The organism is Leifsonia sp. 10L418 (assembly GCF_056395445.1).
Genome location: NZ_JBFTJN010000008.1, coordinates 206,462 through 230,666, shown reverse-complemented (window position 1 = coordinate 230,666; position 24,205 = coordinate 206,462). Strand labels below are relative to the sequence as shown.

Below are 24,205 nucleotides of genomic sequence, written 5' to 3'. Positions count from 1 at the left end.
AACGGCGTGAACGGAAGGCGGAATTGCGGTGGTTGATCCGGACGAGGTGGATGTCGTCATTGTGGGTGCGGGTCCGGTAGGACTCATGCTCGCCTGTGAGCTTGGCCGGGTGGGCGTCCGTGCGCTTGTGCTCGAGAAGGAGGCTGAGCCGGATGCGATGCCGAAGGGCAACGGTCTCGTTGGGGAGATCGCGAACGTCGTGAAACGGCGCGGTCTGCTGCGTGGGCAGCACGGCATGCACGTCATTCCAGTACCCCGCTATCAGTTCGGAGCAGTGACGCTGCGGCTGAATCCGTTTCGTGCCAACCCGCTGCGGGTGCTCCCGATCCCGCAAAGTCGCCTTGAGGAACTGCTCGCGCAACGAGCGGTTGCCCTGGGGGCCGTGATCCGGCGTGGTCATGCAGTTTCGGGATTCGACGATGAGGGCGATCGCGTCAGGGTGATGGTCGCCTCTTCCGACGGCGCGTATACCGTGACTGCGCACTTTCTTGCCGGCTGCGACGGGGCGCACAGCTTCATTCGGCATCGTCTCGGCGTCTCCTTTCCCGGAATCACAAGTGATCAACTCTCCCGCATCGGTCGCGTCACAATCCCGGCGGCGGCACTCAGGCGCAGAAGGAACACCGTCACACTTGCGAACGGACGCCAACTGGCGCTTTTCCAGCTCCACTACACTCCGTCCGGCGTCCTGACGCTCGCCCCGGTGTCCGCCCTTGATCGCAGGGCACCGAAAGACCTGTACCTTCTCAGCACGCACGAGCCGCGGGCTGAGCAGGAGCCGGCCGCCGAGATCTCCCTCGATGAGTTCCGGGCCAGCATCACGCGGGTGCTGGGATTCGAGTTGCCGATCACGGGCGGCGAATGGCTGCGCTCGACTGTTGGGAACAGTCGCCAGGCCGAACGGTATCGAGTCGGCCGGGTACTCCTCGCCGGGGATGCCGCCCACGTCTTTTCGGCCGGTGGCTCGTCGTTGAACACGGGGATGCTCGATGCCGTTGACCTGGCATCCCGTCTGGCGGCTGTGCTCGTCGCCGGTGCGGATGTCGAGACTCTCGAGGACTATCACGTCGTGCGCCACGCGGCAGGCTGGCGAACGATCCTGCAAACCCGGGCGCAAGCAGCCTTGTCCGAGCCAGGAGAGAATGCCGACGCGCTCCGATTGGTGCTCGGAAACGCGTTCCGTGCCCGCAACGCCCACCGCTACCTCGCCACCCTTCTCATCGGCGGTTCGCGGCGCTGAGCGAATCGACCTGCCGAATGCTGAAGAAACTCGAACATATGTTCGCTCAGAGCGCGTGTCGGACCAGGCATTTCGGAGGCAGCACTGCATAGACTCGACGAGTGTCAATTTCGAAGGTAACCGGGTCCAAGCTCAGCGTCCGCGGCGCACGTGTGCACAATCTCCACAACGTCGATCTGGAGATCCCGCGCGACTCCCTCGTCGTCTTCACCGGGCTCTCGGGCTCCGGTAAGTCGTCGCTCGCCTTCGACACCATCTTCGCCGAGGGCCAGCGCCGCTACGTCGAGTCGCTCAGCGCCTATGCCCGGCAGTTCCTCGGCCAGGTCGACCGTCCGGACGTCGACTTCATCGAGGGCCTCAGCCCCGCGGTGTCGATCGACCAGAAGTCGACCAACCGCAACCCGCGCTCCACGGTCGGAACGATCACCGAGATCTACGACTACATGCGCCTGCTCTGGGCACGCATCGGCGTGCCGCACTGTGCGATCTGTGGCGAGAAGATCCAGTCGCAGACGGTGCAGCAGATCGCCGACCAGCTGATGGAACTCGAGACCGGCACCCGGTACCAGATTCTCAGCCCCGTCGTCTCGCAGAAGAAGGGCGAGTTCGTCGACCTGTTCAGCGAGTTGGCCGCGAGCGGGTACTCCCGCGCGGTCGTCGACGGCACCCAGATTCAGTTGAGTGAACCGCCGACTCTCAAGAAGCAGCAGAAACACGACATCTCGGTCACCGTCGACCGTCTCGTCGCCGGCCCCGAGCTGCTCGGCCGCCTGACCGACTCGCTCGAGACCGCCCTCAAGCTCACCGACGGCCTCGTGCAGATCAACTTCATCGACCGCGAGGGCGACGAAGCCTGGCAGAGCTTCTCTGAGAAGCTGTCCTGCCCGAACAACCACCCGGTGCAGCTGACCGAAATCGAACCACGCACCTTCTCGTTCAACGCCCCGTTCGGCGCCTGCCCGGAATGCTCGGGACTCGGCACCCGGATGTCGGTCGACCAGGATCTACTTCTCGGCGACCCGGACCTCAGCATCGCCGAAGGCGTTGTGCTGCCCTGGACCACCCAGGGCAAGGGGCTCTTCCAGTACTACGAGAAACTGCTCGACGGCCTGGCCCGCGACCTCAACTTCTCGTTGGAAACCCCGTGGAAGAAGCTCAAGCCCGACGTGCAGAATGCCGTGATGCGCGGCGACAACTTCGAGGTCAAGGTGAAGTGGAAGAACCGCTACGGCCGGGAGATGAGCTACACCTCCGGCTTCGAAGGCGTCGTTCCCTACATCGAACGCCAGTACCTGCAGGCCGAAACCGACACCCAGCGTCAGCGCTGGGCCGAATACCTCCGCGAGGTCAACTGCCCCGTCTGCGACGGCACCCGGTTGAAGCCGGAAGTGCTGGCCGTGACGGTCTATGACGCCAGCATCGCGGATGTCTGCGAACTCAGTCTCATCGATGCCCGCGAGTTCATGGACAAGCTGGTTCTCACCGACCGCGAGGCGGCCATTGCCGCCCAGGTATTGCGCGAGATCAAGGCACGCCTCGACTTCCTGATCCGGGTCGGTCTGAACTACTTGAACCTCGCCCGGGCCGCGGCCACGCTGTCGGGCGGCGAGGCGCAGCGCATCCGTCTGGCGACTCAGATCGGCTCCGGGTTGACCGGGGTGCTCTATGTTCTCGACGAGCCGAGCATCGGCCTGCACCAGCGTGACAACCGCCGGTTGATTGAGACACTGGTCGCGCTCCGCGACCTCGGCAACACGCTCATCGTCGTCGAGCACGACGAAGACACGATTCGCACGGCCGACTGGGTGGTCGACATCGGACCGGGCGCCGGCGTCAACGGCGGCCACGTCGTGCACTCCGGCTCCTACGACGATCTGCTCGGCAACACGAAGTCGCTGACCTCTGACTACCTCTCGGGTCGCAAGTCGATCGAAACTCCGACGTCACGGCGCCCGCTCGACCCGGAACGCGAGATCAAGGTCACCGGTGCTGCGGCGAACAACCTTCAGAAGGTGTCGGTCACCTTCCCGCTCGGCACGTTCACGGCCGTCACCGGCGTCAGCGGATCGGGTAAGTCGTCCCTGGTCAACGACATTCTCTACCGGGTGCTGGCCAACCAGTTGAACGGCGCCCGCAAACTGCCCGGCAAGCACACCAGGGTGACCGGACTCGACCACCTCGACAAGGTGATCCACGTCGACCAGGCGCCGATCGGACGCACCCCGCGCTCGAACCCGGCCACCTACACCGGCGTCTTCGACCGCATCCGCACCCTGTTCTCCGAGACCATGGAGGCGAAGGCCAGGGGCTACCTGCCCGGCCGGTTCAGCTTCAACGTCAAGGGCGGGCGCTGTGAGGCCTGCTCGGGCGACGGCACCATCAAGATCGAGATGAACTTCCTGCCGGACGTGTATGTGGCCTGCGAGGTGTGCCAGGGAGCGCGGTACAACCGTGAGACGCTGACCATCCACTACAAGGGCAAGAACATCGCCGAAGTGCTGGACATGCCGATCAGCGAGGCCGCCGAGTTCTTCGAACCGATCTCCGCCATTCACCGTTATCTCAAGACTCTCGTCGAGGTCGGGCTCGGCTACGTGCGTCTCGGCCAGAGCGCCACGACACTGTCTGGCGGTGAGGCGCAGCGGGTGAAGCTGGCGACCGAGCTGCAGCGCCGGTCGAACGGACGCAGCGTGTACGTGCTCGACGAGCCGACGACCGGTCTCCACTTCGAAGATGTTCGCAAGCTCCTGCTGGTGCTGAACAGTCTGGTCGACAAGGGAAACACCGTGATCGTGATCGAGCACAACCTCGACGTGATCAAATCGGCCGACTGGGTGATCGACCTGGGCCCTGAAGGCGGCTCCGGGGGAGGGCGCATCCTCGCGACCGGCACACCCGAACACATCGCGACGGTCAAGAAGAGTCACACCGGCACCTTCCTCAAGGAAGTTCTCGCCGCGAACTAGGCGAGCGAAGAACGATGTCGAATGCGCTGAGCTACCGGCCCAAAACCGGTGAAATTCCCACCGATCCTGGCGTGTATCGCTTTCGCGACGACACCGGACGGGTGCTCTACGTCGGCAAAGCGAAGAACCTTCGCGCCCGGCTGAGCAACTATTTCGCGCCGCTGACGAGCCTGCACGAGCGCACCCGGCGTATGGTGACCACCGCCAGCAGTCTCGAATGGACCGTTGTCGGCACCGAGATGGAGGCCCTGCAACTCGAATGGACCTGGATCAAGGAGTTCGATCCGCCCTTCAACGTGCAGTTCAAAGACGACAAGAGTTACCCCTATCTGGCGGTGACCCTGGCCGACGAGGCACCCCGAGCCCTCGTCACCCGCACCACCGGCATCAAGGGAGCCCGCTACTTCGGTCCGTACCCGAAGGTCTGGGCGGTGCACGAGACCATCGACCTGATGCTCAAGGCCTTCCCGATCCGCACCTGCAACGCCGCCAACTACAAGCGCGCCATGCAGAGCGGCAAACCGTGTTTCGCCAGCCAGATCGGCCGGTGCTTCGGCCCGTGCTCGCAGAAGGTCACGCTCGAGGAGCACCGGGCTGTCGTCAACGACTTCGTCAGCTTCATGGGGAGCCAAGACCGCAAGCTCATCAACGCGTTGACCGCCGAGATGAAGGTGGCGGCCGCCGAGCAGAACTATGAGCTCGCCGCAAAACGTCGCGACCAGGCGCTCGCCCTCGAAGCGGTGTTGGAGAAGAGCGCTGTGGTGCTGCGCGACAGCGTCGACATCGACCTGTTCGGCATCGAACAAGACGAACTCGCCGCGGCGGTTCAACAGTTCATCGTGCGTGGGGGACGCATCCGCGGTGTGCGCGGCTGGATGGTCGACAAAGAACTCGACGTCTCAACCGGTGAACTCATCGACTCGATCATGCAGACCGTCTACAACGCCGACAACCCACCGCCCCGCGAAATCGTGGTTCCCGAACTGCCCGACGACGCCGAGGCGCTTGACGGATGGCTCGCTCAGATCTCGCAGCGCAAGGTCAAGCTGGTTGCGGCGCAGCGCGGTGAGAAGGCCGCATTGTTGGCCACCGCAACACAGAACGCCAAGCAATCGCTGATCTTGTACAAGTCGCGACGCAGCTCGGACTTCGTCGCCCGGTCGAAGGCGCTCGAAGACATCCAAGAGGCGCTCGGGATGTCCGACGCCCCCCTGCGGATGGAATGCTACGACGTCTCTCACCTCGGCGGCACGAACATTGTCGCGTCGATGGTCGTCTTCGAAGACGGTCTCCCGCGCAAAGACGAGTACCGCAGGTTCAGTATTCCGGAGTCGACCGACGACACCGATTCGCTGTACCGCACGCTGACGCGCCGGCTGGCCTATCTGGTGCCGCCCACCGATTCGGTTTCCGACGCCGAGGGCGTCGAGGCCGAGACCGCTGAGACGAAACGCAAGAAGTTCCGCTATCGGCCCAACCTGCTCATCGTCGACGGCGGCCAGCCCCAGGTGGCGGCCGCGGCCCGCGCACTCGAGGAGTCGGGGGTGACCGGTATCCAGCTCTGCGGTATCGCCAAGCGGCTTGAAGAGATCTGGCTTCCTGACTCGGACTACCCCGTCATCCTGCCGCGAAACAGTGACGCGCTGTTCTTGATTCAGCGCATCAGAGACGAGGCGCACCGCTTCGCCATCACCCACCAACGGGCCAGGCGGAAGCGCGACATCACCTCGGTGCTCGGTGAGGTTCCCGGCCTCGGCCCGGCCCGGGTGAAGGTGCTGCTGCGGCACTTCGGCTCGGTTGCCAAGCTGAAAGAAGCGTCGGTGGAGCAGATTTGTGACGTGCAGGGGATCGGACCGGCGCTGGCCGCCACTATTCACCAGCATTTGCGCGCCTGATCAGGCAGGCTGTCGCTAGGCTGGGGGAACAGACTTCCCCTCGAACGAAGGCGTAAATCAACGATGACAACGGAGAACGAGCAGCAGGAGATGCTGATCGTGACTGGAATGTCCGGAGCGGGTCGTTCGACCGTCGCAAACGCTCTTGAAGACCTGGGTTGGTACGTTGTCGACAATCTGCCCCCGCAGATGCTGCGACCGCTCGTCGAGTTGGTGTCGCGGGCCGGAACCAACCTGCCGAAGATCGCAGCAGTCGTCGACATCCGTGGGCGCGATTTCTTCAGTGATTTTCAGGAGATCGTGCAGTCGCTGCGCAACGGCACCCAGGTCAGGGTGATCTTTCTCGAAGCGCGCGACGACATCCTGGTTCGCCGTTTCGAATCGGTCAGGCGCCCCCACCCATTGCAGGGCGAGGGAACCATCCTCGACGGGATCACCGCTGAACGTACGCGCCTGAAGGAGGTGCGGGAGTCCAGCGACAGCGTCATCGACACATCAGATCTGAACATTCACCAGCTGGCCACGACCATCACCGAACGCTTCGCGGATGAAAACACCGCCGGTGTGCAGGTTACAATTATGAGCTTCGGTTTCAAGTACGGGTTGCCAACGGATGTTGACCTTGTCGCCGATGCCCGCTTCCTGCCGAACCCGTTTTGGGTGCCAGAGCTCCGTTCACACAATGGACTGGACGCGCAGGTGCGTGAGTTCGTACTGGCCCAAACCGGTGCACGCGAATTCATCGACCTCTATGCGGCAGCACTGGAGCCGGTTTTGGCCGGCTATCAGCGCGAAAACAAACGACATGCAACCATCTCGATCGGCTGCACGGGCGGCAAACACCGCTCGGTCGCCATTGCCATTGAAATCGCATCCTTGATTTCTCAGTTTCCCGGCGTTGCGGTCAGCATCAAGCACCGCGACCTGGGGCGCGAATAATTACGGCCGCTGTACACCACAGAAGTCGGCCAGAACAACAGAATGGAAATACGATTGGCACTCACCGCCGACGTTAAAGACGAACTCACCCGCGTCGAGGTTTCGAAGACCTCAGTGCGGGCCGCAGAACTGGCGACGATTCTTCGTTTCGCCGGCGGGTTGCACCTCATCTCGGGTCGCATCGCAATTGAGTCCGAACTCGACACCCCGCTGCTTGCCCGTCGGGTGCGCAAAGATCTCGCGGAACTCTACGGTGTGCGCAGCACGGCCACCGTCATTCCGGCATCTGGTCTACGCCGCACCAACCACTACCTTGTCCGTGTGCTCGAAGGCGGCGAAACTCTCGCCCGCCAGACCGGTCTGCTCGACGCCCGACGTCGTCCGATCCGCGGTCTTCCGAACCGTCTGACCACCGGATCCAAAGAAGAAGTCGCGGCCATCTGGCGCGGCGCGTTCCTTGCTCAGGGGACCCTGACCGACCCGGGTCGCTCGGCAGCACTCGAAATCACCTGCCCCGGCAACGAAGCGGCCATGGCCCTCGTCGGCGCCGCTGGTCGTCTCGGCGTGGCTGCCAAGGCCCGTGAGGTGCGCGGCATCCACCGCGTCGTCATCCGTGACGGCGACGCGATCGGCGCCATGCTCGTTCAGATGGGCGCGGCAAACACCGTGCTCAATTGGGAAGAGCTGCGTCAGCGCCGCGAGGTGCGCGCCACCGCCAACCGTCTGGTCAACTTCGATGACGCCAACCTGCGTCGGTCCGCCCAGGCTGCGGTTGCGGCCTGTGCGCGCGTCGATCGGGCCATGGAGATCCTCGGCGATGACATCCCGAAGCACCTGCGCTACGCCGGTGAGCTGCGTCTGAAGTTCCGCGACTCGAGCCTCGACGAACTCGGCCACCATGCCGAACCGCCGATGACCAAGGATGCCGTCGCCGGTCGCATCCGTCGTTTGCTCGCGATGGCCGACAAGAAGGCCGTCGACCTGAACATTCCGGGCACCGACGCCAACCTGCCTGCTGACCTCGACGACGTCTAAACCGTCACACGGGGAATCGATGGAGTGTGTCGACCGTTGACCCGAGAGACACTTTTCGATCTGACTAGACTGAAAATGTCGTTCACAACGCTGGTGAGCGAGCTCGAATCTCGAGCGTGCCGACCGGCAACTCACAGAGGAGAAAAGAATGCCCGAATACACTCTGCCCGCCCTGCCTTATGACTACTCGGCGCTGGAACCGAGCATCAGCGGGGCCATCATGGAGCTGCACCACAGCAAGCACCACCAGGCGTATGTGACGGGTGCGAACACCGCCCTGGCACAGCTCGCTGAGGCCCGCGAGTCCGGCAACCTCGCGAACGTCAACAAGCTGCAGAAAGACCTGGCGTTCAACCTCGGCGGCCACGTCAACCACTCGATCTTCTGGACCAACATGTCCCCGAACGGTGGCGACAAGCCCACCGGCGAGCTCGCCTCGGCCATCGACGACTTCTTCGGGTCGTTCGACAAGTTCCAGGCTCACTTCGCGGCAACCGCACTGGGTGTTCAGGGTTCCGGCTGGGCCGTTCTCGCCTGGGACTCCATCGGTCAGCAGCTGATCGTTCAGCAGTTCTTCGACCAGCAGGCCAACTTCGCGGCCGGCACCATTCCCGTTCTCATGCTCGACGTCTGGGAGCACGCCTACTACCTCGACTACCGCAATGTGCGCGCCGACTACGTCAAGGCGTTCTGGAACATCGTTGACTGGGCAAACGTGCAGCAGCGCTTCGAAACCGCGCGCGAGAAGACCAACGGCCTGCTGCTACTGTCATAGCGTGATGGTGTCCCGTGGACCCATCCGCGGGACACCGGCGTCCATTCTTGTTCACCACCCAACGCGCCTCAGGCGCCCTCAGTAACAGGAGTTATCTGTGTCTGTAAAGATCGGTATTAATGGATTCGGCCGCATCGGTCGTAATTTCTTCCGAGCAGCGCTTGCCAAGGGCAGCGACCTCGAAATCGTCGCGGTCAATGACCTCACCGACCCGAAGACGCTCGCCCACCTCCTGAAGTACGACACCATCACCGGTCGTCTGGACGCCACGGTTGAGCTCGACGGCGACACCATCGTCGTCAACGGCCACCGCATCAAGGTGCTCGCCGACCGCGACCCCGCCAACCTCCCCTGGGGCGAGCTGGGCGTTGACATCGTTATCGAGTCCACCGGCTTCTTCACCAAGGCTGAACTGGCCCGCAAGCACATCGCCGCCGGTGCCAAGAAGGTTCTCGTCTCGGCTCCCGCCACGGGCGACAACGTCGCGACCATCGTTCTCGGCGTCAACGAGCACGTCTACGACGCAGCGATCCACGACGTGATCTCCAACGCCTCGTGCACCACGAACTGCCTCGCACCCCTCGCCAAGGTCTTCATGGACAACTTCGGCATCGAGCGTGGCCTGATGACCACGGTTCACGCGTACACCGCTGACCAGAACCTGCAGGACGGCCCGCACAGCGACCTGCGTCGTGCCCGCGCCGCCGCCGCAAACATCATCCCCACCTCGACCGGTGCGGCCAAGGCCCTCGGCCTGGTCATCCCCGAGCTGATCGGCAAGCTCGACGGCTACGCCCTGCGCGTTCCGGTTCCGACCGGCTCGATCACCGACCTGACCGTCACGGCCTCGCGCCCGGTTACCGTCGAAGAGGTCAACGCGGCATACAAGGCTGCAGCAGAGGGCCCCCTCAAGGGCATCCTCAAGTACACCGAAGACCCGATCGTCTCCAGCGACATCGTCGGCGACCCGCACTCCTCGATCTTCGACGCCGGCCTCACCAAGGTGATCGGCGACCAGGTCAAGGTTGCTTCGTGGTACGACAACGAGTGGGGCTACTCCAACCGTCTCGTCGACCTGACCGAGTTCGTCGCAGAGAGCCTGTAGGGGAAGAGCAGTGACGCTTCGCACCATTGAATCGCTCGGCTCGCTCCGCGGCAAGCGCGTCATCGTTCGCTGTGATCTGAATGTGCCGTTGGACAACGGCCGGATCACCGACGATGGTCGCGTGCGAGCGTCACTGCCCACTCTCACTGCGCTTCTCGCCGAGGGGGCCCGCGTGGTGGTTGTTTCCCACCTCGGGCGCCCCGACGGGGAGCCGAACCCGAAGTACAGCCTGGCGCCGGTTGCCGCCCGCCTCGGCGAGCTCCTCGAGCGCCCGGTGTCCTTCGCCACCGACACGGTTGGCGCATCCGCCACGGATGCCGTCGCCGCGTTGTCCGACGGCGAGATCGTCGTGCTCGAGAACCTGCGTTTCAACGCGGGGGAGACGAGCAAGGTCGACGCCGAGCGTGGCGCTTTCGCCGCGCAGCTGGCCGAACTCGGTGACGCTCTCGTCTCCGACGGCTTCGGTGTTGTGCACCGCAAACAGGCGAGTGTCTTCGACCTCGCCCAGATTCTTCCGAGCGCTGCCGGTCTTCTGATCGCCGCAGAGCTCGATGTGCTCGATCGCCTCACCGAGAAGCCTGAGGCGCCGTACACGGTCGTCCTGGGCGGCTCGAAGGTATCGGACAAGCTCGGCGTGATCGGCCACCTGCTGCCCCGCGTGAACTCCTTGCTCATCGGCGGCGGCATGCTGTTCACCTTCCTGGCCGCTCAGGGCCACAAGGTGGGCTCCAGCCTGCTCGAAGCCGATCAGCTCGACACCGTGCGCGGCTACCTGGCTGAGGCTGAGCGTCTCGGCGTGCAGATCGTGCTGCCCACCGACGTGGTCGTAGCCTCGAAGTTCGGAGCCGACGCCGACGTTGTCGTCACCGCCGCCGACGCCATCGAAGACACCCCGTTCGGTGCCGCAGGCCTCGGGCTCGACATCGGCCCCGACACGGCGCAGGCATTCGCTGCAATCATCCGCGACTCGAAGACGGTGTTCTGGAACGGCCCGATGGGCGTGTTCGAACTGGCACCGTTCGCCGAAGGCACCCGTGCCGTCGCTGCAGCTCTCACCGAGGTCGACGGCCTCAGCGTGGTCGGCGGTGGCGATTCAGCCGCGGCCGTGCGCATTCTCGGATTCAACGACGACCAATTCGGTCACATTTCAACAGGCGGTGGCGCCAGCCTCGAGTTCCTCGAGGGTAAGCGACTGCCAGGACTGGAGGTCCTCGGATGGGCGTAACCATCAACCCGCGTCGTACCCCGCTGATGGCGGGCAACTGGAAGATGAACCTTGACCATCTTCAGGCGATCGCCTTCGTGCAGAAACTGGCCTGGAGCCTGAAAGACGCGCACCACGATTTCGCCACCGTCGAGGTTGCGATCTTCCCGCCGTTCACCGACCTGCGTTCGGTGCAGACGCTCATCTCGGCGGACAAACTTCCGCTGACCTTTGGTGCGCAGGACGTTTCGATGCACGAATCGGGCGCCTACACCGGCGAGGTCTCGGCATCGTTCCTGGCCCAGCTGGAATGCCAGTACGTGCTGATCGGTCACTCCGAACGTCGCACTCTGCACAACGAGACGGATGAGGTCGTCGCCGCAAAGGTGACCGCAGCCCTCGGACACAACCTGGTCCCCGTCATCTGCGTCGGCGAAACCGCCGAAGACCTCGCCGAGCACGGCCCGAGCGCCGTCCCGGTGTCCCAGCTCCGTGCTGCTCTCGCCGGTGTCTCCAACGCCGCCGACTTCGTCGTCGCCTACGAGCCGGTCTGGGCGATCGGTTCCGGACAGGCCGCAACGCCCGAGCAGGCCGAGCAGGTTGCCGCGGCTCTCCGCGCCGTGATCCAGGAACTGCTCGGTGACGATGTCGCCGACAAGACCCGCATCCTCTACGGCGGTTCGGTGAAGGCGGCAAACATCGCCGGTTTCATGCGTGAGCCGAACGTCGACGGAGCTCTCATCGGTGGCGCCAGCCTCGACATCCCGGAGTTCTCGAGCATCGTTCGTTACCAGAAGCACGTCGGACTGTAGCAAGACGGCCCGTGTCAGCCGGCGGATGCCGGTCGACGCGGGCCTACTTCTGCCCGCCGGCTGACGCTTGTGCGTCGTGCACGTGCGGGTCGTCCCCGGTCGGGGACTGCCGTCAGGCTATAATTGCCAGTGGCCCTGGTGGTGCCCTCATGCCCACCGCTTTGTGAAAGGTTTCGCGTGGAGATTCTCCAGGTTGTGTTGCAGGTACTGCTCGGCATTACGAGCCTCCTGCTCACCATGCTTATTTTGTTGCACAAGGGCCGCGGTGGCGGCTTGTCAGACATGTTCGGAGGCGGCGTTACATCGGGCCTCGGTTCATCGGGTGTTGCCGAGCGCAACCTCAACCGTTTCACCGTTGTGTTGGGTCTGCTCTGGATCTCGACGATCGTGGTTCTTGGTTTGATCACCAAGTTCGACACCGGCGCGTAGGTTTCTCGAAACTCAGCGCGTCAGGCACCTGACACACACTTAGATTTCTAGCAGAGGAACACAATGGCATCTGGTGGTAGCGCAATTCGCGGCTCCCGTGTTGGAGCTGGCCCCATGGGCGAGCAGGACCGTGGCTTCCACGCGGACCGTATCAAGGTCTCCTACTGGGATGCCCTCGGCAACGAGACGGTCCGTTACTTCGCGGCGAACTTGCCCGACGAAGAAATCCCCGAGACGATCGACTGCCCGACCTCCGGTCTGCCGGCAGGTCGCGACAAGGAGAACCCGCCGTCGGTCGCCAAGCTTGAGCCGTACAAGACGCACCTCGCTTACGTGAAGGAACGCCGTACGGAAGAAGAAGCCGAGTCGCTTCTCGAAGAGGCGCTCGTGCAGCTGCGCATCCGTCGTGGAAAGCTCACTGCGACCAACTAAGGTTTCACCCGGTTATACACGTGTGGACCAGCTGATTCTCATCAGCTGGGCCACAGTTGGTTAACCGGAAGGTCGACCGGGTTGCTTCGCTTAGTAGCTGGGCGCAATCAGGTTCGAGGGAACCTCCGCGGCCGCAGCACCGTCCACGAAGAAGACCGTGCGGCGACGGCCCTTGATTCCGGCGACCGGAACCTCATCACGGCTTGCGCCGGCCAAGGCCAGCCCGAGGGCGGATGCCTTGTCGGCGCCCGCCAGTACCAACCAGACGCGGTCAGACGAGTTCAAGGCTGGGCGGCTCAGGCTGAGACGCTCCGCCGGTGGCTTGGGCGAGTTGGTGACAGCGACGACACTCAACTCCGTCTCACGGATGCCGCCGAGGTGCGGGAACAGCGAGGCGATGTGTCCATCGGCACCGACACCGAGGAAGGTGATGTCGAAACGCGGGAAAGCCGCATCGGACGGCGCAGCTTCGGCCAACTCCGCCGCATAGGCGAGAGCCGCATCCTCCAACGCGATTCCGTCGTCTGACGCAGCGAACGGATGCACGTTCTCCGCGGGCACGGCGATGTGATCGAGCAGCGCAGCGCGAGCCTGCACGTCATTGCGCTCGGCATCCGCACGCGGAAGCCACCGCTCGTCACCCCACCAGAAGCTCACCTTCGACCAGTCGATACTGTCGCGGGCCGACGAGGCGTTGATGGCCTCGAGGACCGCGATGCCGACGGATCCGCCGGTCAGCACGATGTGTGCCACACCGTTGTCGTCGAGGATGTCGACAGTCTTCGTGATGAAGCGGGCCGCGACGGAGCCGGCCAGGGCCAGCTTGTCGGAATGAACCAGTACGCGTCGTTCGTTAGTCACGGTCATACTCCGGCCTGTAGTGCGACGGCGTCGGCGAGATGCGGCAAACCGTGCGTGATGACCTCACCATACAGTTCATCGGGGTCGAGCCGGCGGAGTTCGTCAGAGAGGCAGTCGCGCAGGCTCCGACGCTTGAGCGTCAGGTCCTGGGTCGGCTGGCCAGGCTGCGCGAGTGTCGCGACATCCGGAACCTCGCGCTCCAGCGAGATGACGCCGGACTCGCGGGTGAGGCTCACACCGTGGATGCCGTTCGCCAGCGGCCCCGTCGTCAATTCGTAGTCGACCGGAACCTTCAACTGCATCTGCAGCCAGGCAGCGAGCAATGCGGTGGAGGGGGAGTCGGCTGCACCGGTCACCTCGACGGCAGTGATCGTCTCGTAGGGTGGCTGGTCGAGCACCGCGGCAAGCTGGGCACGCCACAGCGTCAACCGGGTCCAGGCGAAGTCGGTGTCGCCGGGGCGGTACGTGGTGCAGAGCCGGTGCAATGCCGCCTGCGGGTCAGACTGCGCCGACGCATCGGTGATCCGACGGTAGGCGATGCGGCCAAGTGGTGACTCTGCCGGGATGTGGGGTGCCTCTCCGGGCCACCAGGCAACGACGGGAGCGTCGGGGAGGAGAAGCCCGGTGACCAGGCTCTCCGGGTCGGCGCCCGCTTCGCCGTACACACGAAGCACGATGACCTCGCTGGCGCCGGCGTCGCCGCCGACACGGATTTCTGCGTCGACGCGGGCTTCGGCATCCGGGTCGGGGCCGTCAACCGCAGCGGTCGACACAACGATGACGCGCATCGGGTGCTCACGTGACGCATCGTTGGCCGCTTCGATCGCGACTTCCTCGTGGCCGTGGGTCGACGCGATGATCAGGGTCAGGACGCGACCGAGGGCGACGGCGCCGCCCTCTTCACGGATGCGGACCAGTGCCTTCGAAATCTTCGACGTGTTTGTGTCGGGCAGGTCGACGATCATGGACGCCTCCAGGTGCGGCCGTCGCGGGCCATTAGTTCATCAGCGGAATCGGGTCCCCAGGTGCCCGGGCGGTACTGCTCCGGCTGGCCCTGGGTCGCCCAGTACTCCTCGATCGGGTCGAGGATCTTCCAGGAAAGTTCAACTTCTTCGTGACGGGGGAACAGCGGCGGGTCGCCGAGGAGCACGTCCAGGATGAGCCGTTCGTAGGCCTCAGGGCTGGCCTCGGTGAAGGCGTGACCGTAACCGAAGTCCATCGTCACGTCACGCACCTGCATGCCGACGCCCGGAACCTTCGACCCGAACCTGATCGTGACTCCCTCATCGGGCTGTACCCGGATCACGAGAGCATTCTGACCGAGCTCGGCGGTCTGGCTCGCGGCGAAGAGATACTGAGGTGCACGCTTGAACACGACGGCGATCTCGGTGACGCGGCGGCCGAGACGTTTGCCGGCGCGCAGGTAGAACGGCACACCCGACCAGCGACGCGTGTCGATTTCGAGGCGCAGTGCTGCATAGGTCTCGGTGAGAGATTCGGGGTTCATTCCGTCTTCGTCGAGGAAGCCGAGTACCTTCTCACCACCCTGCCAGCCACCGCCGTACTGGCCGCGCGCGGTGCCGGTGCCGAGATCGTCGGGGAGACGCACCGAGGCGAGGATCTTCTCCTTCTCGGTGCGCAGGTCTGCGGCGTCGAACGAGATCGGTTCTTCCATCGCGGTCAGGGCGAGCAACTGGAGCAGGTGGTTCTGGATGACGTCGCGTGCGGCGCCGATCCCGTCGTAGTAGCCGGCGCGGCCGCCCACTCCGATGTCTTCGGCCATGGTGATCTGCACGTGATCGACGTGGTTGGCATTCCAGAGCGGCTCGAACATCTGGTTTGCGAAACGCAGAGCCAGGATGTTCTGTACCGTCTCTTTGCCGAGATAGTGGTCAATGCGAAAGACGGAGTCGGCCGGGAAGACCGACTCGACGACGGCATTCAATTCGCGTGCGGTTTTCAAGTCGCTGCCGAACGGCTTCTCGATGACGACGCGGCGCCACTGACCGGCTTTCTGGTCGGCGAGGCCTGAACGACGAAGCTGCTCGGTCACCTGCGGGAATGCCTTCGGCGGGATCGAGAGGTAGAACGCATGGTTGCCCATGGTTCCACGCTCTCGATCCAGCTCGTCGATCGTAACTTTCAACTTTTCAAAGGCTGCATCGTCGTCGAACGTGCCGGAGACAAACCTGATGCCCTCTGCCAGCTGGGCCCAGACATCCTCGTGGAACTCGGTGCGAGCGTGTTCCTTCACCGCGTCGTAGACGACCTTCATGAAGTCCTGGTCGTCCCAGTCGCGCCGGGCGAAACCGACAAGCGCGAAGCCGGGAGGAAGCAGGCCGCGATTGGCGAGGTCGTAGACGGCGGGCATGAGTTTCTTACGCGACAGGTCACCGGTCACGCCAAAGATGACGAGACTCGACGGTCCGGCTATCCGATTGAGGCGATAGTCAGACGGCGATCGTAGCGGGTTGAACTCCGGGGTGATTTCCACCGGGGACATGCAGCTCCTTTGAAAAGCTTTGAAAAGACGCTCTGTGCAGCTAGCGCAGCGCGTCGAACAGTGTGGTGAGGTTCGATGCCGGCTGGGTCAGCGTCAAGGTGAGGACCGGACGACCGTGCTCGGCGAGCACACTCGCGTCGCCGCTCGCCTGCGCCTGGATGAGCTCACCGAAGGTGAACGGACGCCCGGGAATGTCGAGATCTTCGGCCGGGGTGGCCAGGATCTGCAAGAACACGCCGGTGGCGGGGCCACCCTTGTGGAACTGACCAGTGGAGTGCAAGAACCGGGGTCCCCATCCGAACGTGACCGGACGGTGGGACAGCGCGGCCAACAGATCGCGCACCTGCACCAGTTCGGGCAGTGCGAGGCGGTCGACGTAGGCCTGCACCGCGACGTAGCCGTCGGGTCCGAGCTCTTCGAGCAGGGCGTCGACCGCAGAGGCCAGGTCGCTGGCCGCACCGATGACATGCGGGGTTCCGCGCACCTCGATGCCGTCAGAGATGAAGGCGGCGGGTTCGGGCTCCGGGCGGGAGTCGAGAAGACCGCGGGTGGCGATCTTCGCGGATTCGACGTCGGGCTGGTCGAACGGGTTGATCTGAAGCAGACGACCCGCGACGACCGTCGCGTACTCCCAGACCAGGAACTGGGCGCCGAGAGTTCCGCTGACGCGGATCTCGCCCGAGTTGTCGTGCGCCGGGAAGATCTCCAGCCCGGCGTCGTCGACCACACGCACGACCTGAACGTCGGCTAGGTTCTCGGCCAGTTCCGGTGCGTCGGTGTCGAGCACGACGGGCAGAATGCCGGTGCCGAGCTTGCCGGTCGACTCGGCGATCAGCTGTTCCACCCAGTCGGCGAACCCGACGATGTGGGTGCCGTCGGCGACGATGGCCAGCTTGTCACGCCGGGGCGTGGTGGCGGCGATGGCCGCACCGAGCACCAGGCCGGGGTTTTCGGCCGAATCGATGGCCAGGGCCAGCGAGATCGACTCTGCTTCGTCGAGAAGTTCGGCGATGTCGACGCCGGCGAGACCGGACGGCACCAGGCCGAAGGCGGTCAGCGCCGAGTAGCGTCCACCGACGGTCGGGTCGGCGTTGAAAACGCGGTAGCCGGCTTCGGTGGCGGATGCCTCCAACGGCGAACCGGGATCGGTCACCACGATGATGCGCTCAGCCGGGTCGATGCCGGCGGCGACGAACGCACGCTCGAACACACGGCGCTGGCTGTCGGTTTCGACGGTCGAGCCGGACTTCGACGAGACGACGAGCGCCGTCTCGGCGAGTCGGTCGTTCAGCGCGGCAAGAACCTGACCGGGGTCGGTGGCGTCCAGCACGGTGAGTTCGACACCGGCGGTGCGCGTGATGACCTCGGGAGCGAGCGACGAGCCGCCCATGCCGGCGAGGGCGATGTGCGTCACGCCCTTTTCGAGCAGGCTCTCGCGCAGGGCGACGATTTCCGCAACGAGCGGGCGCGAAATCGCGACCGACTCGGTCCAGCCGAGTCGCTTGCTTGCTTCGTCCTCCGCGGCCGGGCCCCAGAGTGCGGGGTCAAGCGCGGTGATGCCGGACGCGACGAGGTCGTCGACCAGCACGGGCACCGCGGTGCGGACAGCGTCAGCTGCCGCACCGCTCACCGAGATGCGAAAACTCAACGCTATGCCTTGACCTGTGCGGCTTCGAGGGCGTTGGTGACGGTCACCAGCAGTTCGTCCCACGAGACGATGAACTTGGAGACGCCCTCTTCTTCAAGAACGCGGGTGACGTCGTCGTATGAGACGCCGAGGGCGGCGAGCTCGTCGAGAACGGCGTTGGCCGCGGCGTAGGAACCGGTCACGGAATCGGCGGGGATGACGCCGTGGTCAAACGTCGCCTCCATCGTCTTCTCCGGCATGGTGTTGACGACCTCAGGGGCCACGAGGTTCGTCACGTAAAGGGTGTCGGGAAGCGACGGGTCCTTGACGCCGGTGGACGCCCAGAGCGGACGCTGCTTGTTGGCGCCGGCAGCAAGAAGGCCAACGGCCCGCTCGCTGGCGAAAGCCTGCTCGTAGACCTCGTAGGCCAGCTGGGCGTTGGCGACGCCGGCCTTGCTCTTCAGCGCGAGTGCGGCATCCGTGCCGATGGCTTCCAGACGGTTGTTGATCTCAGTGTCGACACGCGACACGAAGAACGAGGCAACCGAGTGGATGGTCGACAGGTCGATGCCGGCTGCCTTGGCCTTCTCGAGACCCGACAGGTAGGCGTTGATGACCTGGCGGTGGCGCTCCAGGCTGAAGATCAACGTGACGTTGACGCTGATGCCGAGGGCGATGGTCTCGGTGATCGCTTCGAGACCGGCGATGGTCGCCGGAATCTTGATCATCGCGTTCTTCTTGTCGACCTTGGCCCAGAGCTGCTGCGCCTGGGCGATGGTGCCCGCTGCATCGTGGGCGAGGCCCGGCTCGACCTCGATCGAGACGCGACCGTCGACACCGTTGGTGCGGTCGTAGACCGGACGGAAGATGTCGCAGGCAGCTGCCACGTCTTCGGTGGTGATCTCGAAGACCGAGTCGTGCACGCTGGTGCCGCTGGCGGCGAGCTCGGCAACGTGGTCGCTGTACGAGGTGCCGTTGGCCAGAGCGTTGGCGAAGATCGTCGGGTTGGTTGTGACGCCGACGACGTTCTTCTCGTCGATGAGCTTCTGCAGGCCACCCGAAACGATGCGGTCGCGTGAGAGATCGTCGAGCCAGATGCTGACGCCGGCAGCGGACAGCTGGGCGAGGGGAGTGGTTTCAGTCATGATGTCTATCTCCTTCAGTACTTCTTAAGTGCTGCGCCGTTGAGCGCGAACGGTGAGCGGCGCTCAGTGGGCGGCGAGTGAATCCTTGGCAGCGGCGACCACTGCTTCAGTCGTCATGCCGAATTCGCGGAACAGGGTCTTGTAGTCGGCCGAAGCACCGAAGTGTTCGATCGAGACGGAGCGGCCCTTGTCGCCGACGTAGCTATTCCAGGTCAACGCAATTCCGGCCTCAACCGATACCCGAGCGGTGATCGCAGCCGGCAGAACCGACTCGCGGTACTCGGCGGACTGCTCCTCGAACCACTCAAGGCTCGGGGCGGACACGACGCGGGCGTTGATGCCGTCGGCCTTCAGCGCCTCACGGGCGTTGACGGCCAGCTGAACTTCGGAGCCGGTCGCGATGAGGATGACGTCGGGCATGCCGTTCGCTGCTTCAGCAAGCACATAGGCGCCCTTGGCCGTGTTCTGGGCCGACGCGAAGACATCGCCGACGGCGTCGCCCTCGCCACGCTCGAACACCGGAATGTTCTGGCGGGTCAACGCGATGCCGGCCGGGCCGTTGCGGCGTTCGAGGATCGTCTTCCAGGCCCACGCGGTCTCGTTGGCGTCGCCGGGGCGCACCACGTCGAGTCCGGGAATGGCGCGGAGCGTCGCGAGCTGCTCGATCGGCTGGTGGGTCGGGCCGTCTTCACCGAGGGCGACGGAGTCGTGAGTCCAGACGAAGATCGACGGCACCTTCATCAGCGCGGCGAGACGCACGGCGGGCCGCATGTAGTCGCTGAAGATCAGGAAGGTTCCGCCGAAGGCGCGGGTGTTGCCGTGCAGGGCGATGCCGTTCAGGATGGCGGCCATCGCGTGTTCGCGGATTCCGAAGTGCAGAACGCGTCCGTAAGGGTTGCCGGTCCACTCATGGGTGGAGTGTTCACTCGGGATGAACGACGCGCCACCGGCGATCGTGGTGTTGTTCGATTCGGCGAGGTCGGCCGAGCCGCCCCACAGCTCGGGGATGACCGGTCCGAGTGCGTTCAGCACCTTGCCGGAAGCCGCACGGGTCGACACCTCGACGCCACCGGCGAAGACCGGCAGAGCCTCGTCGACGCCGTCGGGCAGTTCGCCGGCGAGAACACGGTCGAGCAAGACCTTGCGGTCGGGGTTTGCGGCGGCCCACGCGTCGAACGCCTCGTTCCACTCGGCGTGCTCCGCCGCGCCACGCTCCACCGCGAGGCGGGTGTGAGCGATGACGTCGTCGGCAACCTCGAAGTTCTTCTCCGGGTCGAAACCGAGAACTTCCTTGACTCCGGCGAGTTCTTCGGCACCGAGTGCCGAACCGTGGATCTTGCCCGTGTTCTGCTTCTTCGGGCTCGGCCATCCGATGATGGTCTTCAGGATGATCAGCGACGGCTTGTCGGTAACGGCCTTGGCCGCTTCGATGGCGTCGTTGAGCTCGGCGATATCCTCGATGTATTCGCCGGTCTTCTTCCAGTCGACAGTCTGCACGTGCCAGTGGTAGGCCTCGTAGCGGGCCCGTACGTCTTCGGTGAAGGCGATGTTCGTGTCGTCTTCGATGGAGATCTGGTTGCTGTCGTAGATCGCGATCAGGTTGCCGAGCTGCTGGTGGCCGGCCAGTGAGGAGGCCTCGGCGGTGATGCCCTCCTGCAGGTCGCCATCGCCGGCGATGACGTAGACGAAGTGATCGAACGGGCTGGTGCCGGCTTCGGCCTCAGGGTCGAACAGTCCGCGCTCGAAGCGGGCGGCGTAGGCGAAGCCCACGGCGGAGGCGAGGCCCTGGCCGAGGGGGCCGGTGGTGATCTCGACACCCTTGGTGTGGCCGAATTCGGGGTGACCGGGGGTCAATGAGCCCCAGGTGCGCAGTGCCTTGATGTCATCGAGCTCGAGGCCGTATCCACCGAAGTACAGCTGAACGTACTGCGTCAGCGAGCTGTGGCCGACCGAGAGGATGAAGCGGTCGCGGCCGAGCCAGTCCATGTCGGACGGGTCGCGACGCATGACCTTCTGAAACAGAAGGTAGGCGGCGGGGGCGAGGCTCATGGCGGTGCCAGGATGCCCATTTCCAACCTTCTCAACGGCATCCGCTGCGAGAATTCGCGCCGTGTCTACTGCCTTGTTGTCAATGGAGTCCCACTGGAATGCTGCCACTTGATCTGACCCTTCTGAATGCAATGAGGGCAGGTTGACGTCAACCCGCTCCCTGATAGAGGTGTGCGCGCCCTTTGACGTCATCGGCATCGCTGCGAACTACCAGGGGGCCAGAGCGGCTCCCAGAGGCACGTTCACTGTGAGTTGGGGGAACACTCTCAGTATAGGGAGGGAGGCGGCACGCGTGCAGTGGGCATGCTGCATCCTCGCTGTCAGTCAGACGTCGGCGGGGGATGGCCTAGAATTGATGGGATCGCACAGCGTTAGAGGAGCAATGGACGTCGCCGAAAAGACACGCACCGTAGGCGGGAAGCCCGGCTTCCGTCGAACCCTGCAGGCGTACATCGCCCTGACCAAGCCGCGGGTGATCGAACTGCTTCTCGTGGTCACCGCGCCCACGATGATCCTGGCCGAGCGGGGTATCCCGAACCTCTGGCTGGTTCTTGCAACGTTGATCGGTGGCGCGCTGAGCGCCGGTTCGGCCGGCGCCTTCAACTGCTACATCGACCGCGACATGGACCGCGTGATGAAGCGCACCAAGGGCCGCCCGCTGGTCACCGGTGAATTGACCGACCGCCAGGCTCTAGTTTTCGCCTGGGTGCTCGGCGCCGCCTCGATCGCCTGGCTCTGGATCTTCACGAACTGGCTCGCCGCAGCGCTCTCGCTCGGCGCGATCCTGCTCTACGTCGTGTTCTACACGCTCATTCTGAAGCGCCGCACGGCACAGAACATCGTCTGGGGCGGTGTAGCGGGCTGCATGCCCGTGCTGATCGGCTGGGCCGCCGTCACCGGCGACCTGTCCTGGCCGCCGTTCATCCTGTTCGCGATCATCTTCCTCTGGACGCCGCCGCACTACTGGCCGCTGTCGATGAAGTACCGAGACGACTACCAGGCGGCCGGCGTGCCGATGCTCGCCGTGGTGCGCGGCCGCACTCAGGTCGGCCTGCAGGTCATCCTCTACGCATGGGCAACTGTCGCCTGTTCGCTGCTGCTCATTCCGATCGCCGACATGGGCTTGCTCTATACGTTCACGGCTCTGGTCGCCGGCGGCTGGTTCATTTACGAGACGCACCGCCTCTACAATTTCGCGATTCGCCACGAGCACGTCTCACCGATGCGCGTGTTCCACGGTTCAATCGCCTATCTGACCCTGGTCTTCGTGGCTGTCGGCGTCGACCCGCTGCTGCCCTTCTAACCGTTCTCGCACCCTGCGTGCGGCGCCGAGTTTGCCTGTTCCGGTCGAGTTTGCCGGGTAGAGCAGGGCAACTCGACCGCAAGTCTCAAACTCGACGAACGAGACGGATGTCGATCTGCTCGCGATCGGCGTGGTGGATGACGACCGTCACGATGCGCCCGTCGATCGCTGCCGTCGTCGCCGAGAACACGGCGGCCGATGCCGACATCGCGTTGACCGAGCGGTTCTGTTCTGGGGGATCGGCGGCCAAGTCATCGAAGACCGTCAGCGTTGCGGGGGAGAGTTCGGCCGTTTCGATCGCTGCACGTCGTGACTGGCCGTGGTCGATCCATTGGGGCGTGCCGGGTTCGTAGCGTGACTTCTGATAATTGCTGACCACGTAGTCGAGATGCTGCACCAGCGCGGCGTGAATCGGTTCGTCGCGGCGGCCGGTCGAACCGATCACATCGGTGAAGACGAAGCCCCGCAATTCCGTGCCGGGCAACCCGAGCGGTGACTGGGTGAAACCGAAGTCGCCGTTCGCATCCGCGAGCCAGTAGTGGGCCTGCGCCTCCACAGTGATCCCATCGCGGGCAAACCAACTCCAGCCACGCTCACGCAGTCGGGGCTGCGGAACGAATCCGAACACCGGAGGACCGAATTCGGCCAATCGCGCGGCATCGTCCGGCGGGGGAGATGGGGCGTCGTCGCTCTGCCACATGCCTGCAGAATACTGCGCGGACAGCCTGCTGTCGCCTCCCGGGGCGCCAGGAACGCCCGGCACCCGATGGGGCCGTGAGGCGTGATCGGGGGGTGACGTTGGCTAGGCGTTGACCGATGCGTCCGCGGAGGCCTCAGCTGAATCGGTCGAAGCCGTCACCGGCTTCTTGAGGTTCAGGATGACGGCGACCATGGCGGCGGCGAGGCAGCAGGCCAGCACCATGTGAATGCCGACGAGGAACGGCGGCAGCCCGCTGCGTGCCTGCCAGAGACCGACGCCGATCTGCACCAACTCGACGGCGAGCAGCGCCACGGTCCAAGTGCGTACCGAGCCCAGCTGCAGCTTGATGGCCGCGATCACCAGAACGAGCGTGAGGGCCAGTGTCAGGTAGGCGGGCCAGCTGTGCACATGCTGCAGAAACTCGGAATTGAGATTGTTGCGCGGGGCATCCGCATCGCCGGCGTGCGGTCCGGACCCGGTGGTCAGAATGCCGACGAGGATCGTGAGCCCGATGACGGCGCTGGTCACGGAGGCGAGCAGCGCAAACCAACGGGGAGCGGCCGGAACACGCGGACCGACCGGGGTGTACACCTGGTAGACGAATGCGGTGCACAGCACGACAAGCACGACCGAAACGATGAAGTGGAACCCGACGACATACGGGTTCAGCTGGGTCAGCACGCTGATTCCGCCGATGACGGCCTGCGCGGGAATGCCGAGGCCGGCCCAGAGGGTGAGCTTGAACAGATCAGGGCGTTCCTTGCGGATGCGCAGGATGGCGACGAACGCGACGATGGCCAGCAGGCCGAGCAGGATACCGAGCACGCGGTTGCCGAACTCGATCACTCCGTGGATGCCCATCTCCGGCGTGTTCACGAAGGATTCGGCCGTGCACCTCGGCCAGGTCGGGCAGCCGAGACCTGAGCTGGTCAACCGCACCAGTCCGCCGGTTCCGACCAGCAGAATCTGTGCCGCCAGGTAGACCCAGGCAATCACACGCAGCCGACCATCGACGCGATCGGGCAACCAATTTGTAATCCGCTTCACCGGGAGTCGATCCTGTTCTGTCGTGCGCGTGTGAAAATGCCGAGCAGTCGCTCCGAATCAACGGATCAACCTGTAGAATTAGGTGTTTCGTGGATTTCTCGCGCGCTGGCTTCGTTCCAATGGTACGCAGCAAGGAGT

General features: G+C 64.4%; 20 protein-coding genes. 12 read left to right on the top strand and 8 right to left on the bottom strand.

Features of this window, described 5'->3' with window-relative positions:
- The first annotated feature begins 28 nt into the window (after positions 1–28).
- The 11 genes from AC1DCF_RS16160 to AC1DCF_RS16110 all read left to right on the top strand — a co-directional run bounded on the left by AC1DCF_RS16160 (position 29) and on the right by AC1DCF_RS16110 (position 12,832).
- The gene (locus tag AC1DCF_RS16160) at positions 29–1,240 is read left to right on the top strand and encodes an FAD-dependent monooxygenase (RefSeq protein WP_477211897.1); all 1,212 of its coding nucleotides are present in this window, start codon (positions 29–31) and stop codon (positions 1,238–1,240) included.
- 101 nt (positions 1,241–1,341) lie between these two features.
- Positions 1,342–4,206 carry an excinuclease ABC subunit UvrA gene (uvrA, locus tag AC1DCF_RS16155; RefSeq protein WP_477211896.1) on the top strand — a complete coding sequence of 955 codons (2,865 nt, stop codon included), beginning with the start codon at positions 1,342–1,344 and terminating at the stop codon, positions 4,204–4,206.
- 14 nt (positions 4,207–4,220) lie between these two features.
- A complete protein-coding gene (uvrC, locus tag AC1DCF_RS16150; protein ID WP_477211895.1) occupies positions 4,221–6,101 on the top strand; it encodes an excinuclease ABC subunit UvrC in 1,881 nt (626 codons plus the stop codon).
- A 63-nt stretch (positions 6,102–6,164) separates the two neighbouring features.
- Positions 6,165–7,040, top strand: coding sequence for an RNase adapter RapZ (gene rapZ, locus AC1DCF_RS16145; RefSeq protein WP_477211894.1), 876 nt, complete (start codon positions 6,165–6,167; stop codon positions 7,038–7,040).
- Positions 7,041–7,094: 54 nt separating this feature from the next.
- The gene (gene whiA, locus AC1DCF_RS16140; protein WP_441789926.1) at positions 7,095–8,075 is read left to right on the top strand and encodes a DNA-binding protein WhiA; all 981 of its coding nucleotides are present in this window, start codon (positions 7,095–7,097) and stop codon (positions 8,073–8,075) included.
- A 148-nt stretch (positions 8,076–8,223) separates the two neighbouring features.
- The gene (locus tag AC1DCF_RS16135; RefSeq protein ID WP_441789863.1) at positions 8,224–8,850 is read left to right on the top strand and encodes a superoxide dismutase; all 627 of its coding nucleotides are present in this window, start codon (positions 8,224–8,226) and stop codon (positions 8,848–8,850) included.
- 97 nt (positions 8,851–8,947) lie between these two features.
- Positions 8,948–9,955 carry a type I glyceraldehyde-3-phosphate dehydrogenase gene (gene gap / locus AC1DCF_RS16130; protein WP_441789862.1) on the top strand — a complete coding sequence of 336 codons (1,008 nt, stop codon included), beginning with the start codon at positions 8,948–8,950 and terminating at the stop codon, positions 9,953–9,955.
- 10 nt (positions 9,956–9,965) lie between these two features.
- Positions 9,966–11,180, top strand: coding sequence for a phosphoglycerate kinase (locus AC1DCF_RS16125; protein WP_477211893.1), 1,215 nt, complete (start codon positions 9,966–9,968; stop codon positions 11,178–11,180).
- Positions 11,171–11,971 carry a triose-phosphate isomerase gene (tpiA, locus tag AC1DCF_RS16120; protein ID WP_441789860.1) on the top strand — a complete coding sequence of 267 codons (801 nt, stop codon included), beginning with the start codon at positions 11,171–11,173 and terminating at the stop codon, positions 11,969–11,971. Before AC1DCF_RS16125 ends, tpiA begins: the two co-directional genes overlap by 10 nt.
- Before the next feature lie 177 nt (positions 11,972–12,148).
- Positions 12,149–12,400 carry a preprotein translocase subunit SecG gene (gene secG / locus AC1DCF_RS16115; protein ID WP_345062583.1) on the top strand — a complete coding sequence of 84 codons (252 nt, stop codon included), beginning with the start codon at positions 12,149–12,151 and terminating at the stop codon, positions 12,398–12,400.
- Positions 12,401–12,463: 63 nt separating this feature from the next.
- Positions 12,464–12,832: an RNA polymerase-binding protein RbpA gene (locus tag AC1DCF_RS16110; RefSeq protein ID WP_345062584.1), complete on the top strand. Its 369-nt coding sequence runs from the start codon at positions 12,464–12,466 to the stop codon at positions 12,830–12,832.
- A 90-nt stretch (positions 12,833–12,922) separates the two neighbouring features.
- Here AC1DCF_RS16110 and pgl read toward each other — a convergent pair whose 3' ends face one another.
- The 6 genes from pgl to tkt all read right to left on the bottom strand — a co-directional run bounded on the left by pgl (position 12,923) and on the right by tkt (position 21,125).
- Positions 12,923–13,693 carry a 6-phosphogluconolactonase gene (gene pgl / locus AC1DCF_RS16105; RefSeq protein ID WP_477211941.1) on the bottom strand — a complete coding sequence of 257 codons (771 nt, stop codon included), beginning with the start codon at positions 13,691–13,693 and terminating at the stop codon, positions 12,923–12,925.
- A 2-nt stretch (positions 13,694–13,695) separates the two neighbouring features.
- Entirely contained in the window at positions 13,696–14,658 is a 963-nt protein-coding gene (locus AC1DCF_RS16100) for a glucose-6-phosphate dehydrogenase assembly protein OpcA (RefSeq protein ID WP_441789858.1), read from the bottom strand.
- Positions 14,655–16,196 carry a glucose-6-phosphate dehydrogenase gene (gene zwf, locus AC1DCF_RS16095; RefSeq protein ID WP_441789857.1) on the bottom strand — a complete coding sequence of 514 codons (1,542 nt, stop codon included), beginning with the start codon at positions 16,194–16,196 and terminating at the stop codon, positions 14,655–14,657. Before zwf ends, AC1DCF_RS16100 begins: the two co-directional genes overlap by 4 nt.
- A gap of 40 nt (positions 16,197–16,236) precedes the next feature.
- Positions 16,237–17,844 (bottom strand): glucose-6-phosphate isomerase, encoded by a 1,608-nt coding sequence (locus AC1DCF_RS16090; RefSeq protein ID WP_477211892.1) that lies wholly within the window; start codon positions 17,842–17,844, stop codon positions 16,237–16,239.
- A 2-nt stretch (positions 17,845–17,846) separates the two neighbouring features.
- On the bottom strand, positions 17,847–18,968 hold the full coding sequence (gene tal, locus AC1DCF_RS16085) for a transaldolase (RefSeq protein ID WP_441789855.1): 1,122 nt from the start codon (positions 18,966–18,968) through the stop codon (positions 17,847–17,849).
- Positions 18,969–19,031: 63 nt separating this feature from the next.
- A complete protein-coding gene (tkt, locus tag AC1DCF_RS16080; RefSeq protein ID WP_477211891.1) occupies positions 19,032–21,125 on the bottom strand; it encodes a transketolase in 2,094 nt (697 codons plus the stop codon).
- A gap of 274 nt (positions 21,126–21,399) precedes the next feature.
- On the opposite strand from tkt, the gene AC1DCF_RS16075 reads away from it, so the two are divergent.
- Positions 21,400–22,320: a heme o synthase gene (locus AC1DCF_RS16075; RefSeq protein WP_441789853.1), complete on the top strand. Its 921-nt coding sequence runs from the start codon at positions 21,400–21,402 to the stop codon at positions 22,318–22,320.
- An 85-nt stretch (positions 22,321–22,405) separates the two neighbouring features.
- On the opposite strand, the gene AC1DCF_RS16070 is transcribed toward AC1DCF_RS16075, so the two are convergent.
- Positions 22,406–23,020, bottom strand: coding sequence for a hypothetical protein (locus AC1DCF_RS16070; protein ID WP_477211890.1), 615 nt, complete (start codon positions 23,018–23,020; stop codon positions 22,406–22,408).
- A 102-nt stretch (positions 23,021–23,122) separates the two neighbouring features.
- Positions 23,123–24,067: a COX15/CtaA family protein gene (locus AC1DCF_RS16065; RefSeq protein ID WP_477211889.1), complete on the bottom strand. Its 945-nt coding sequence runs from the start codon at positions 24,065–24,067 to the stop codon at positions 23,123–23,125.
- Positions 24,068–24,205 lie beyond the last annotated feature (138 nt).